The sequence below is a fragment of the Streptomyces sp. NPDC034086 genome (assembly GCF_055575515.1).
In genome coordinates this window covers 224,644-237,877 of record NZ_JBVISM010000003.1, presented here as the reverse complement: position 1 = coordinate 237,877, position 13,234 = coordinate 224,644, and the positions used below count along the sequence as shown (strand labels likewise).

Annotated in this window: 11 protein-coding genes, 1 tRNA gene and 2 pseudogenes; 7 read left to right on the top strand and 7 right to left on the bottom strand. The window is 68.6% G+C overall.

What is annotated here, in order from left to right:
• Positions 1 to 30: 30 nt before the first annotated feature.
• Together ACZ514_RS10990 and ACZ514_RS10985 are read right to left on the bottom strand one after the other, a co-directional pair.
• Complete coding sequence (locus ACZ514_RS10990) at positions 31 to 831, bottom strand: alpha/beta fold hydrolase (protein WP_469124563.1); 801 nt, start codon at positions 829 to 831, stop codon at positions 31 to 33.
• Positions 828 to 1,820, bottom strand: coding sequence for a sigma-70 family RNA polymerase sigma factor (locus tag ACZ514_RS10985; RefSeq protein ID WP_469124562.1), 993 nt, complete (start codon positions 1,818 to 1,820; stop codon positions 828 to 830). The genes ACZ514_RS10990 and ACZ514_RS10985 overlap by 4 nt, the downstream gene beginning before the upstream one ends.
• Positions 1,821 to 2,102: 282 nt before the next feature.
• On the opposite strand from ACZ514_RS10985, the pseudogene ACZ514_RS10980 reads away from it, so the two are divergent.
• The 4 genes and pseudogenes from ACZ514_RS10980 to ACZ514_RS10965 all read left to right on the top strand — a co-directional run.
• Positions 2,103 to 2,474, top strand: a pseudogene (locus tag ACZ514_RS10980) (HalD/BesD family halogenase); the annotation flags it as partial.
• A 39-nt stretch (positions 2,475 to 2,513) separates the two neighbouring features.
• On the top strand, positions 2,514 to 3,197 hold the full coding sequence (locus ACZ514_RS10975) for a hypothetical protein (RefSeq protein ID WP_469124561.1): 684 nt from the start codon (positions 2,514 to 2,516) through the stop codon (positions 3,195 to 3,197).
• Positions 3,194 to 3,955, top strand: coding sequence for a flavin reductase family protein (locus ACZ514_RS10970; RefSeq protein ID WP_469124560.1), 762 nt, complete (start codon positions 3,194 to 3,196; stop codon positions 3,953 to 3,955). Before ACZ514_RS10975 ends, ACZ514_RS10970 begins: the two co-directional genes overlap by 4 nt.
• A 29-nt stretch (positions 3,956 to 3,984) precedes the next feature.
• Positions 3,985 to 4,464: an SAM-dependent methyltransferase gene (locus ACZ514_RS10965; RefSeq protein ID WP_469124559.1), complete on the top strand. Its 480-nt coding sequence runs from the start codon at positions 3,985 to 3,987 to the stop codon at positions 4,462 to 4,464.
• A 137-nt stretch (positions 4,465 to 4,601) separates the two neighbouring features.
• On the opposite strand, the gene ACZ514_RS10960 is transcribed toward ACZ514_RS10965, so the two are convergent.
• Positions 4,602 to 5,504: an FG-GAP repeat domain-containing protein gene (locus ACZ514_RS10960; RefSeq protein WP_469124558.1), complete on the bottom strand. Its 903-nt coding sequence runs from the start codon at positions 5,502 to 5,504 to the stop codon at positions 4,602 to 4,604.
• Here ACZ514_RS10960 and ACZ514_RS10955 point away from each other — a divergent pair.
• Positions 5,442 to 5,960 (top strand): VapC50 family PIN domain-containing toxin, encoded by a 519-nt coding sequence (locus ACZ514_RS10955; RefSeq protein ID WP_469124557.1) that lies wholly within the window; start codon positions 5,442 to 5,444, stop codon positions 5,958 to 5,960. The two genes, ACZ514_RS10960 and ACZ514_RS10955, sit on opposite strands and share 63 nt — an antisense overlap.
• A 200-nt stretch (positions 5,961 to 6,160) precedes the next feature.
• Here ACZ514_RS10955 and ACZ514_RS10950 read toward each other — a convergent pair whose 3' ends face one another.
• Together ACZ514_RS10950 and ACZ514_RS10945 are read right to left on the bottom strand one after the other, a co-directional pair.
• Positions 6,161 to 7,210 (bottom strand): DUF4365 domain-containing protein, encoded by a 1,050-nt coding sequence (locus tag ACZ514_RS10950; protein WP_469124556.1) that lies wholly within the window; start codon positions 7,208 to 7,210, stop codon positions 6,161 to 6,163.
• A 211-nt stretch (positions 7,211 to 7,421) separates the two neighbouring features.
• Positions 7,422 to 7,492 (bottom strand) — tRNA-Gly (locus ACZ514_RS10945).
• Between the two features lie 469 nt (positions 7,493 to 7,961).
• Between ACZ514_RS10945 and dcd the strand changes: the two genes are divergently transcribed.
• Entirely contained in the window at positions 7,962 to 8,549 is a 588-nt protein-coding gene (gene dcd, locus ACZ514_RS10940) for a dCTP deaminase (protein ID WP_007265045.1), read from the top strand.
• Entirely contained in the window at positions 8,546 to 9,043 is a 498-nt protein-coding gene (locus tag ACZ514_RS10935; protein WP_388933271.1) for a phosphoribosyltransferase, read from the top strand. Before dcd ends, ACZ514_RS10935 begins: the two co-directional genes overlap by 4 nt.
• A gap of 92 nt (positions 9,044 to 9,135) precedes the next feature.
• Here ACZ514_RS10935 and ACZ514_RS10930 read toward each other — a convergent pair whose 3' ends face one another.
• Positions 9,136 to 10,092, bottom strand: a complete 957-nt coding sequence (locus tag ACZ514_RS10930; protein ID WP_469124555.1) for a Yip1 family protein — start codon at positions 10,090 to 10,092, stop codon at positions 9,136 to 9,138.
• A gap of 838 nt (positions 10,093 to 10,930) precedes the next feature.
• A pseudogene (locus ACZ514_RS10925) lies at positions 10,931 to 13,147 on the bottom strand (heterodisulfide reductase-related iron-sulfur binding cluster); the annotation flags it as partial.
• Positions 13,148 to 13,234 lie beyond the last annotated feature (87 nt).

The window sequence follows — 13,234 nt, the reverse complement described above, 5'->3', positions numbered from 1 at the left end:
TCGTGGTCCCGCCGTCCGGCCGGTGGCAGATCACGTGACGTCTTCGAGGAACCGATCGAGTACGTGCCGCAGGACGTTCGTCCGCTCCAGATGAACGTCGTGCCCCGTCCCGGCCACGGTCAACGCCACGGTCTCCGGCCGTCGCCGGAGCATCTCGTCGATCTCCGCAGGCGCGATGATGCCGGTCTGGCCGAGGACGGCCAGGGTCGGGCACGTCACGTTCGACCACTCGTCCCAGAAGGACCGCTGGGCGATCTCCGCCAGTGACTCGACCATCACGTCTCGGTCGAAGCGCGGCCACCAGCCGCCCTCGCGTTCCACCAGGCCGGCCGCCCAGCCCTCGCCGACCGGGCCGCCGCCGAGGAATTCGACGGCAGCCTCCCGCGACGGGAACGGCCTGGGCCAGGAATCGAGCCAACCTCCGATCTCCGCCTGGACCTGACGGTTTGGCCCACCCGGCCCCGCCTCCACGAGGACGAGCGCGCGGAAGAACCCGGGGTGCGCGGCAGCGGCGAGCATGGCGGTGTGGCCGCCCAGCGATTGGCCTACCAGGACGGGTTGTTGGAGGCCGAGCTGTTCGACCACGGCGACGGCGTCCGCCACGTACGCAGCCCGGGAGACGTCCGCCGGCCGGCGCTCGCTGGCACCGTGGCCGCGCTGGTCGACAGCGACGACCCGGTAGCGGGGGCTCAGGTCTCGGGCGATGGCGTCCCATTCGCCGGCGTGGCCGGCCAGCCCGTGCAGCAGGACGACAGGTGCCCCTGATCCACCCCAGTCACGGCAGGAAACACGGACGTTCTCACGGACGACGGTGCGCTCTGCCCAGGTCATACGGGGTCCTTCAGGCGTTCAACGGAGGAGTTCGGGTCGATGCGTGCGGGCAGGCCGAAGAGGGGGAACAAGCGCTCGGTGTCGCGGAAGGCGTTGATGCCGCTGATGCGGTTGCCGGAGAATTCGATGACCTGGAGTGCCCAGGGTTCGTAACCCGTTCCGCCTGGGCTCGGCCGGTACTGGCCGAAGGCGGGGGTGCCGTTCGCCGTGGTCGGGATCAGACGGGAGCCGCGGCAGCCGACGGCCGGGCCGTTCAGCCACGCCTGAATGTCGGAGACCCCGCGCATCCACTTCGCGTACGGAGGCAGGCACAGGGTGGCGTCGACGTGGAGCAGCATGTTCAGCTCTTCCATGTCGTAGCGGGAGAAGGCAATCGCATACCGCTCGGCCAGCGTCCGGCGGACGGCATCGGGGGGCTGGGTGCCGGAGTCGTCGACGGGGCCGCGGTGCGCGGCGAGTGTGGCTCGGGCCCGCTGCAGAGCGCTGTTGACCGAGGCGACGGTCGAGCCGTGCAGCTCGGCCACCTCGCGGGCCGAGAAGGCCAGCACGTCCCGGAGGATGAGTGTGGCTCGCTGCTTGGGCGGCAGGTGCTGGAGCACGGCGATGAACGCCAGTCGTACCGACTCGCCCGCCGTCGCCACCGCCTCGGGGCCCCCGCCGGGACAGGGCCCGATCCACAGGGCGGCCTCCTCTGGGGCTCCCGGGGGCGACGCTCCGGGTGACGGCTCCGAGAGGTCCATCGGCAGAGCCCGCCGCCTGCCCGCGGCCAGGGCGTCCAGACACACGTTGGTGGCGATCCGGTAGACCCACGACCGCAACGACGAACGGCCCTCGAACCGCTCGACGTTCCGCCAGGCCCGGACCATCGTCTCCTGCACGGCGTCGTCGGCCTCGGCGTACGACCCCAGCATCCGGTAGCAGTACCTGGTCAGTTCGTCCCGGTATTCCTCAAGCCTGGTCGTCGCCCCTGGTGCCACGGTGTCCCACATGCTTCCCCCTCCCGGCCTCGTGCGGTCGGTTCCCCGCCAAGGCTGCGGCAACGATACGCACGACGAAGGACCAGATCACCGACCCCCCTCGTTCACGGGCGCACGCTCTGCGAGGTCTTGCCTCGGAGGGGCGGGGGCTGCCCGGATCGCCCGCGGTCCAGTTCGGTGGGGCGCCTGTACGCCGCCCCGGGCTGGCGGCGCTGATCTGTGGGCTCGTCAGGGAGGCGGCACTGCCTGTGCCCGACCCTGCGGAGCGGCACGTGCTGAACGCTCCACCGCGAGAGCGACACCCACGGTGCGCATACTGGCGGCTGCTCCTACGCCCTCGTGACGTTCCTGGAAGTGCCCGAATCGCCTGAGGAAGGCGGGCCGGCTGGAGTGCGCCCCCGACGCCGTCTTCCCGCGGGACATCACCACCGGTCCGGCGCTGACCGCGCCGGCGACGCCTGCCTGCGGCGCAGCGACACCACAGCGCACCGCGTCGCCCCGCTCACCCGGACCGGAGTACGCCGCAAGGTCCACCTGATCGGCCTCCGCACCTCCCGCCCCCCTTCCGACCGGAGCGACCGGTCGGTCGGCACAGCCGGCTCGCCCCTGCTGCAGCTGAACGAGGCGCTGGTTCTCCAGGCCTGTACCTGCAGCGGTCCATGGTGAACACCTCCCGCCCGGAAGCTCTTCCTGATCAACACGGTCGTGACCGTCGTCCCGCAGCCCCGGCTGTCCCGCAGGCTCACCGATGCGGCCACCGCCGGCCGGGCCCTGGTCCAATCGGGCTGCATCCTGGCCGCCGGCGCCACGGCCTTCCTGATTGCCGGCCTCACCACGGCCTGGGCGACCTCCGCGACCCTGGTTCTCGGTGTCACCCTGCTGTCCGCGGGCGAAGCCCGGTTTACCGGGGCGGTCTGGTGGTTCTCGGTAGAGCTCGCCCCGGTCGACAAGCGCCCCCGATTCCTCGCCGTCTACAGCCTCAGCGCTACGGCCGAACGCGTCATCGGCCCGCTGTTCGCGTCCTTCGTCGTCGTCCGGCTGGGGGCGGCCGGCTGGCCGGCTGCCGCCGCGGTCTTCGTGATCTGCGCGGTCACCGGCCGGGTCTTCCGCCCCGCCGCCCCTAGGCACACCAGGAAGCTCAAGCCCCGGTGGGGTCCTGAGATGACGTCAATCCTGAAGGAGACCCCGGTGCCACCGGGGTCAGGTCCACCAGCTCGAACAGCCGCTCCCGCCGCGCCGGCCGCCAGCCACCCCCCAGCTCCTGCCAGGCGTGCACCCAGCGGCTCGACCGCCTCGTCGGGGCCGACCACGGCGGTCGGCCCGATGCCTGAGGCCGCCGCGCGGCCGGCCCCGCGGCCGCCGCGTCCCAAAGCTTCACGGAGTTCATGAGTGGCTTCCCTTCCGGCGTCGCCATCGTCACCACCCGCTCCCCGGAACACGGCCCACAGGGACTGACCTGCTCCTCGCTCATCAGCGTCACCCGAACCCCGCCGACCCTGCTCGTCTCCATCAAGAGCCACAGTCCCGTCCTGGCGGCGATATGCCACCGCGGACGCTTCGCCGTCAACCTGCTCCGCGAAGGGAGAGAACGGTCCGCCGAGATCTTCTCCTCGCCGGTGGCCGACCGCTCCGGCGAGGTCGCATGGCGTGATTCGCCCGCACTGGGGCTGCCGTGGCTCACCGACGACGCGTTCGCCATGGCCGAGTGCACGCTCGCCGACACCCGTCGACGCACCGCACCGCGAAGGCCGCGCAGATCTAGGCAACGGCGAAAGCCCAGGTCGCTGACCTGGGCCTTCTTGGAAGAGCGGATGACGGGAATCGAACCCGCGCTACAAGCTTGGGAATCACCGATGCCCAGCCGGGTAATCAAGCGCCTGACCTGCGGCACGGCTGGGGCACGGTTCCCCAAGGGTTGGACACCGGTGCATCGCGTTTCCACGCAGCAGGGCGCTGGGTGGGGTGATGACCCCGCTGTGTCCGACGATCCACTCCGCGTCCTACGGGTCCGTGACGGACCACGCGGAGCCGAGGGACGTGTTGCGGCGACCGCACGAACAGCTGCGGGCGTTCTGGCGAACGCCTGCTCCCGAAGCCGTGTGACACCCCGCCGCATGCCCCCGTACGCGACGTACGGTGTCCCGTGATCGTTCCCGTCTCGCGAAAGGCGCAGCACATGTCAGAGAGCGACACCCCCCTGGAGATCGTCTCGGATCCGGTCGGTCGGATCGTCGGAGGCCGGGCCGAGGTCCGGGACGACGAATGGGGCGAGGTGTCGGCGGTGATCCGGCTGGACGAGCGGTTCGAGCCCGACGCGCTCGCGGGCCTGGACTCCTTCTCGCACGTGGAGGTCGTCTACCACTTCGACCGGGTACCAGTGGAGAAGGTGGAGACAGGGGCCCGTCACCCACGCGGCAACACCGACTGGCCGCTGGTCGGCATCTTCGCCCAGCGCGGCAAGAACCGCCCCAACCGTCTCGGGGTCTCCCGCTGCCGCCTGCTGCGAGTCGACGGACTCGACGTCCATGTGCAGGGCCTGGACGCGGTCGACGGCACCCCCGTACTCGACATCAAGCCGTACATGGCCGAGTTCGGCCCCCGCGGCACCACCACCCAGCCCGAGTGGGCCACCGAGATCATGCGTGAGTACTACTGATCCCCTTGTCTCGGCATCCTGACGACTCCGGCGCCTGTGAACCCCCACTTGCTACACGACGAAGCCCCAGGTCACCGACCTGGGGCTTCGCAGAAGAGCGGATGACGGGAATCGAACCCGCGCTATAAGCTTGGGAATCACCGTCCCTCGGGTTGATCACCTAACGCCTGAACTGCGGTGATGCGCTCTGGTGGTGTTTGTTCCGCAGACCGGTGTGCACCCGTGTCGACCGCTGATGCCCGTTCCGAAGGGCACGTTCGGGGCACGCACCCTCTCCGCCTACCAGCCGTCCGTGAGGTTGCGGGCAGCGTTGAAGGTGGTTCGCCCCGGCCCGACCAAGCCTTCAGCGTGCCGGTCGCGTTGTCGCGGGCGACGATGTCCGCCTTGCCGTCGCCGTCGATGTCACCGGCCGCGGCGGTCTGGGAAAAGCTCCAGCCGCCGGTGACGTTGACCGGGGCGTTGAAGTAGCCGCCCGCGTTGTGGGTCCACATCTTGAGCGAGTTGGTGGCGGGGTCGCGGGCGATGATGTCGGCGGCTCCGTCGCCGTTGAAGTCGGCCGCGGTGGTCTGCGCGAAGGCCCAGCCGGCGGTGAGCTGGGCGGGCGCCTTGAAGGTGCCGTCGCCCCGGCCGGCCCAGATCTTGAGGTTGCCGTCGGAGTCGCGGGCGATGAGGTCCGTGGCGCCGTTGCCGTCGAAGTCGGCGGCGGTGGTCTGGGTGAAGTCCCAGCCGCCGGTCACGTTCGTGGGCGCCAGGAAGCTGCCGTCCCCTCGGCCGACCCACAGACGGAGCGTGTCCCCGGCAGGACGTTCCTCGTTGATCGGGCTCTCGTAGCGGGCCATGATGTCGGCCTTGCCGTCGCCCGTGAAGTCTCCGGCCACGGTCTCCGAGTAGTCCTGCCAGCCGCCGGTGACGTCCTTCGCGGCGGAGAAGGTGCCGTCGCCGCGGCCGAACCACACCTTCAGGGTGCCGGTGGGGTCGTGCCGGGCCAGGAGATCGGAGACCGAGTCACCGTTGAAGTCGGCGGTCGTGGTCTCCCCCATGGGAAGCGACGCCCTGGTCACCCGGTCGGCCATGGTGCGGCCGAGGAGCTCGGTGCCGGCGTCGTTGAAGTGGAGCTTGTCGGTGTCCACGATCGCCGGCCGGACGGCGTCGATGACCCCGACGACCGGCACCATGCGGCCGCAGCGGTGGCTGCAGGGGCGGACGCGCTGATCACGTGGAACCTCCCCGACTACCCTGCCGCTGACTTGGCTGCGCGCGGAGTGCGGGTGATCGACCCGGATTCGTATCTGTGCGGGCTGTGCGGCGAACTGCCACATGAGGTGGCGGAGACGTTGGTCAGGCTCGCCGGCGAGAAACGCAACCCGCCGGTCATGATTGTCGACGCCGTCGTGTGGCTTGCGAAAGCCGGCCTCCGGCGCTTCGCGGACCTCCTGTCGCATCACCTCGAACATCGCGCGAGGTGCTGCGGGCGCGGTGTGGTGCGAGAGGCATAGAAAGGTCTAGGTAACGACGAAGCTCGGGAACCCCCTGTCTTCGGGGCCGTTGAGGCGCTCTCACCAGCGAAAACAGGCGCCCCGTCTGGCGCGCGTTCTGTCACGATTGTCTCCCAGGCTTGCCTGGGAGACGCGAGGTTGGCGCCGTCTGGTCTGTGGACCTCACCGGTTCTGCGTCCGCGTCCGTGCCGCAGCACCACCTATTTCTGCTCTCCGTACGCAGACCTCAAGCGTCGCCGTCGAACGATTTCCTTTCCGGCGTAAGACGAGACAGTGAAGAAGATGGCGTACTTGATCACGACGGGCGTTGTGTCAGCGATGCCTTCTAGAGTGGGTCGGCTCAGATCGAGCCAGTGCCATTTTGTGGCCAATGCGAGGTAGTAAATCGAGAGGACAGGTCCGTAGGACATGACGCGCAGAATGATTGGACGTCTGCCGAGTCTGGCTTCGTAGAGAACGAGGCAGGCGCTAAGGATGGTGAACCCGTAAAGGGAGGTCATCCACATCCATGTGGGGCCAGACGCGGCGTATGAGTCGGCAAACTCCCAAAAAGTTGGCCACATGGCGAAGAGGATAATAAGACCCACGAGGTGGGCGACTGAGATCGCGAACCACGCGATAGCCGTGGGATGCTTCTCGATGAACAGGGCCACAGGTAAGAAGAACCTGTTGGGGTGCCCGCCGAGCGGTGAATCGGTCCGTGCGATCGATTCCAGGTTCAGGGTGAACCTCTTCTGCGCCTCCTTGAATCCAGCCTTTTCTCTTGCCTCCGATACTTCGATGAACCTCCTCATGTCGCGGGCGAAGGTCGATACTGTGTCGTCGCTGAGAATGGCGGACTCGTCGATTCGTATGGAGCGAAGGGGGATGCCGTCGGCCTTGTATTCTCGCAGCACTTTAGTTGCGTTCTCCCAGTAGAGCATCTGCATCTCTGGGTCGTATACGACGCAGACGACCGGGACATTGCTGCCCCGCCAATCATCCGCATGTTTCCTGGTTGAAACCGCATAACCTGATGCTCGGCGAAATGAGAGGCCACCCTTCACTTGAATGGCAATGAGATCGCCCGTTCTGCGGCCATTCTGAACGAATGAGACATAGAGGTCCTCTCCGAAGTCGCTCCCGCCTTCAACTTCTTGGACGATGTGTCCATGTCGTTCCAGGAGTGACCGCACCTCATTGACGGCGGCTCGTTCAACTGTCCGACTCGCAGGAACCTTCGTCACCACTCCTCCAAGCGCCGTGCCCACCTCAGGGTCACCAACTCTAGGAAGCCCCACTGACAGCTGGGTTGACTTGGGCGAACGTGAGGAGGGCTGGGCTCTCGTGGCTGTTGGCAGCGCAAGCCGGCGCGCGTAGAGGTGCTGCGTGCGAAGGCTTCAGCGCGAAACTGACACGGGAGCCCCGAGAGGTCTAGACAACGATGAAGCCCCAGGTCGCTGACCTGGGGCTTCATTCACGAGCGGATGACGGGAATCGAACCCGCGCTATAAGCTTGGGAAGCTCATGTTCTACCATTAAACTACATCCGCAAGGTGGGCCAGCTGCCTGGATCCCTACCGTTGCACACTGTACCCCATGATCGACCCCCGGTGAATTCTCCCCTCGGGGTCGTTCTCGTTTCCGGGGTGCAGGAGGGTTCGTGGGGGCGGGAGTTGGGGCGTACCGTGGGGGTGCGGAGCGGCGGCTGGAGTGGGTCCCGATCATCCCCTAATGTGGCGATTCATCGCAGTACGGCTCGTTGGGGAAAGGGACTCGATGGAGCACACAGTCGTCCGTTGTGCCGAAGGGCATGTTTTCAACACCGCTTCGTTCCCGTTGCAGCACCTCGGTGCCGGCCGGATCGGACCCGGGCGGCTGCTGCGGTGTCCGCGGTGCGCGCGGCTGCGGCACGCGGTGCCCGTCGGCGGCGTCAAGCGCTAGGGCGGCGGACCGGCAGTCACGGGCGCGCGGGACCGTTCCCGATTGGGGCGGCCCGCGCGCTCTGCGTATCCTCGGGACGTGCTTCTCTCCGACAAAGACATCCGGGCCGAGATCGACAGCGGACGGGTTCGCATTGACCCGTTCGACGAGTCGATGGTGCAGCCCTCCAGCATCGATGTGCGTCTCGACCGGTTCTTCCGGGTCTTCGAGAACCACCGCTACGCGCACATCGACCCCGCCATCGAGCAGCCCGACCTGACCCGCATGGTCGAGCCCGAGGGCGACGAGGCCTTCATCCTGCATCCGGGTGAGTTCGTGCTCGCCTCGACGTACGAGGTGATCTCGCTGCCGGAGGACATCGCCTCCAGACTGGAGGGGAAGTCCAGTCTGGGCCGCCTCGGTCTGGTGACGCATTCGACGGCCGGTTTCATCGATCCCGGGTTCTCGGGCCACGTGACCCTCGAGCTGTCGAACCTGGCCACCCTGCCGATCAAGCTCTGGCCGGGCATGAAGATCGGGCAGCTGTGCATGTTCCGCCTCAGCTCGCCCGCGGAGTTCCCGTACGGCAGCGAGCGGTACGGCTCCAGGTACCAGGGGCAGCGCGGGCCGACCGCCTCGCGTTCCTTCCAGAACTTCCACCGCACCCAGGTGAGGCACGAGGCATGAGCGAAGTACGCGAGAACCTGAGCTACGAGGGCTTCGGCCGGGCCGTCCGCGAGCTGGCGCAGACCATCGCCGACGACGGCTACGAGCCCGACATCATCCTGAGCATCGCCCGCGGCGGGGTCTTCGTCGCCGGCGGTCTGGCGTACGCGCTCGACTGCAAGAACATCCACCTGGTGAACGTGGAGTTCTACACCGGTGTGGGCACCACGCTGGAGATGCCGGTCATGCTGGCGCCCGTGCCCGAGGCGATCGACTTCACCGACAAGAAGGTCCTCATCGCCGATGACGTGGCCGACACCGGGAAGACGCTCAAGCTCGTCCACGACTTCTGCCTCGGCCACGTCGCCGAGGTGCGCTCCGCCGTGATCTACGAGAAGTCCCACTCGCTCGTGCAGTGCGAGTACGTGTGGAAGCGCACCGACGACTGGATCGAGTTCCCCTGGTCCGTCCAGCCGCCCGTGGTGAAGCGCGAGGGCCAGGTCCTCGACGCCTGATGTACTAGTACGGAGTACGGAGTACGAGGAAGGGCCCGCCGCGCGACTCGCGCGGCGGGCCCTTCTCCGTACGGGTGCGTACCGGGCGGCGGCTAGAGCGTGCCCAGCTTGATCATCGAGAGCAGGGCGACCAGCTGGATCGCGGACGCGCCCAGCGCCTTCTGCCAGGGCAGGTCGTGCGATTTGCTGACCATCGAGGTGAAGAGCGCGCCGGCCGCCAGCCAGGTCACCCAGCCCAGCACCTGCACCACCATGTTGTCGCCGCCCAGGAACACCGCCACCAGCAGGCGCGGCGCGTCCGTGATGGACATGACCAGCATCGACAGGCCCACGGTCGGCTGCCACGCGCCGTCACCGCCCAGCTGGCGGGCCAGGGTGTGGGTGACCGCGCCGAGGATCAGGCCGCACAGGACGAAGGCCACGCCGGCGCTGAGGATGATCGGGATCACCTGGGTGAGGGTCGCCTTGATGGCGTCCTCGCGGGCCTTGTCGAAGCCGAAGACCGCGAGCATGCCGTAGACGAAGGTCACGACCAGCGCCGGACCCCAGACGGCGTAGTCCCGCATCTGGAAGAAGGTCGGCCCCGGGCGCAGCACGATGCCGCGCAGCAGGTCCTTCCAGTGCAGCCGCGGTCCGACGGGGGCCGCCGGGGCCGCGCCGGCCTGGTACGTCGCGCCCTGGCCGTACGGGTCCTCGCCGATGGAGAACGCCTGGGTGTAGCCCGGGTCGTTCGCGTACGAGGGCTCGTGCGGGGCCGCGTACGGGGTGTGCGGCGGCTGCGGCTGGGCGTACTGCCCGTGGTGGTCGTGCCGGCCCGCGGGGCCCTGCTGGCCGTACGGGTCGAAGTACTCCGGCTCGCCGTGGTCGCCCGCGGCGCCCTGGGCCGGCCAGTGCTGCTGCGGTGGCGGACCGGCGGGCGGGTAGGGCTGATGGCCGTACGGCGTCTGCGGCGCTTGCTGCTGACCGTACGGCTGCTGCCGCGGGGTGTGCGGGGGTTGCTGCGGGGGGTGGTTGTCGTCCCTGCCGCGTCCGATCCTGAATCCAGCCACGTGATCGAAAGTACCTGCTCCGCCGGGCGGCCGTGGCCGGGCCGCCGGAACCGGCGGCCTTTGCGGCTGACCTGTGACATCCCCTAGGGGGAGTGCGGGTGGGTGGTTTGCCCGAGTGTGGGGGGCTGTGGGGCGGTTCGCTGCGCGGTTGGCGGAATGCGTACGTATCGGGGCCGGGGTGCGCCCCGGCCCCTGCCCTCTGGGAACGCGGAACGGCCGGTCCCCCGTACGTACGGGGAACCGGCCGTCTCGCTGCGCCGTCCTGGCGGGCCTGCGGCTACTTGGCCGCCTCGGACTTCGTCCCGCCCTTGTCCTCGGACTCGGGAGCCTCGGGCTCCGCCGTCCCGGCCTGGGGCTGGGCCGGGGCCTCGGCCTCGGCCTTCGGCTCGGCGGCGGCGTCGCTCTCCGGCTTCGCCGGGGCCGCCTTCGGCTCGGCTGCCTTCGGCTCGGCCGGCGTTTCCGCCGCGGCCTCGGTCTTCACCGGAGCGGCCTCGGCCTCGGTCTCCGCCTCGGCCGGGGCGCCGGCCTCCGGTTCGGCTTCGGCCTCCGGCTCGGCGTCGGCATCGGCGTCGGCGTCGCTCTCCGGCTTCGCCGGAGCCGCCTCGGGCTCGGCGGCCTCAGCCTCGGCTCCCGACTCCGCCTCGGCAGCGGCCTCAGCCTCGGCCTTCGCCTTCGCTTCCGCCTCTTCCTTCGCCTTCGCCTCGGCAGCGGCGGCCTCCGCCTTCGCCTTGGCCTCCGCTTCCGCCGCGGCCTTCGCAGCGGCCTCCGCCGCCTCCGCCTCGGCCTCCGCCTTCGCCTCGGCCTCCGCGGCGGCGGCCGCCTCGGCCAGCTCCTCCTCCGTCGGCTCCGGGGCCTTCACCGACTCCAGCAGCAGCTGCGCCACGTCCACGACCTGGACGGATTCCTTCGCCTGGCCGTCGTTCTTCTTGCCGTTCACCGAGTCGGTCAGCATCACCAGGCAGAACGGGCACGCCGTCGACACGATGTCCGGGTTCAGGGACAGGGCCTCGTCGACGCGCTCGCTGTTGATGCGCTTGCCGATCCGCTCCTCCATCCACATCCGCGCGCCACCGGCGCCGCAGCAGAAGCCCCGCTCCTTGTGGCGGTGCATCTCCTGCTGACGCAGCCCCGGCACGGCCGACATGATCTCGCGCGGCGGCGTGTAGACCTTGTTGTGCCGGCCCAGGTAGCAGGGGTCGTGGTACGTGATCAGGCCGTCGACCGGCGTCACCGGCGTCAGCCGGCCCTCGTCGATCAGGTGCTGGAGCAGCTGCGTGTGGTGGATGACCTCGTACTCGCCGCCCAGCTGCGGGTACTCGTTCGCGATGGTGTTGAAGCAGTGCGGGCAGGTGGAGACGATCCGCTTCGCCGACTTCGGCTTCTTCGTCGACGGGTCGTCGTCGTCCTCGCCGAAGGCCATGTTCAGCATGGCCACGTTCTCCTGGCCCAGCTGCTGGAACAGCGGCTCGTTGCCCAGACGGCGCGGCGAGTCACCGGTGCACTTCTCGTCACCGCCCATGATCGCGAACTTGACGCCCGCGATGTTCAGCAGCTCCGCGAAGGCCTTGGTGGTCTTCTTCGCCCGGTCCTCCAGGGCGCCCGCGCAGCCGACCCAGTACAGGTAGTCGAACTCCGAGAGGTCCTCCGCGTCCTTCCCGATGATCGGGACCTCGAAGTCGACCTCCTTCGTCCACTCCACGCGCTGCTTCTTGGCCAGGCCCCAGGGGTTGCCCTTCTTCTCCAGGTTCTTGAGCATCGTGCCCGCCTCCGACGGGAACGCGCTCTCGATCATCACCTGGTAGCGGCGCATGTCGACGATGTGGTCGATGTGCTCGATGTCGACCGGGCACTGCTCCACGCACGCACCGCAGGTGGTGCAGGACCACAGCACGTCCGGGTCGATGACGCCGTTCTCCTCGGCGGTGCCGATCAGCGGGCGCTCGGCCTCGGCCAGCGCCGCGGCCGGGACACCGGCGAGCTGCTCCGCCGTGGCCTTCTCGTTGCCCTCCATGTCCTTGCCGCCGCCCGCGAGCAGGTACGGGGCCTTCGCGTGCGCGTGGTCGCGCAGCGACATGATGAGGAGCTTCGGGGACAGCGGCTTGCCGGTGTTCCAGGCGGGACACTGCGACTGGCAGCGGCCGCACTCGGTGCAGGTGGAGAAGTCGAGGATGCCCTTCCAGGAGAACTGCTCGACCTGGGAGACGCCGAAGACGTCGTCCTCGCCGGGCTCCTCGAAGTCGATCTCCTTGCCGCCCGAGGTCATCGGCTGGAGGGCGCCGAGCGCCGTCGAACCGTCGGCGTTGCGCTTGAACCAGATGTTCGGGAAGCCGAGGAAGCGGTGCCAGGCCACACCCATGTTGGTGTTGAGCGAGACGGTGATCATCCAGATGCACGAGACGCTGATCTTCACCATGGCGGTGAAGTAGATGGCGGTCTGGAGGCCGCTGTACGAGAGCCCCTTGAAGGCCAGGACCAGCGGGTAGGAGGCGAAGTACGCCGGCTCGTACGACTCCACGCCGTGGATCGCGCCCTCGAGGCCGCGCAGGGCGAGGATCGCGAACCCGATCGTGAGGATGACGTACTCGACGAAGTACGCCTGCCAGGCCTTCGAGCCGGCGAAGCGCGACTTGCGACCCGCCCGCGAGGGAAGGTTGAGCAGGCGGATCACCGTCAGGACGGCGATGCCGACGACCGTCATCACGCCGATGAACTCGGTGTAGAGCTCGAAGGGCAGGAAGTCGCCGACGATCGGCAGCAGCCAGTCCGCCTGGAAGAGCTGGCCGAAGGCCTGCACCAGGGTGGGGGGCAGCGTCAGGAAGCCGATCGCGACGAACCAGTGCGCGAAGCCGACGATGCCCCACCGGTTCATCCGGGTGTGGCCGAGGAACTCCTTGACCAGGGTGATCGTTCGGTCCTTCGGGCGGTCCGTGCGGCTGCCCGCCGGTACGGGTTGGCCGAGCTTCACGAACCGGTAGATCTGCGCCACGGCTCGGGCGATCAGCGCGACGCCGACCACGGTCAGGACCAGCGACACGATGATCGCGGCGAGTTGCATGGGAGGGCTCCTCGGGCGGGACTTACTAAGCGGTAACTTATTGAGTCAAGGCTTGAGGTTACCCAGTTCCCGCGCCGCACTGTAGGT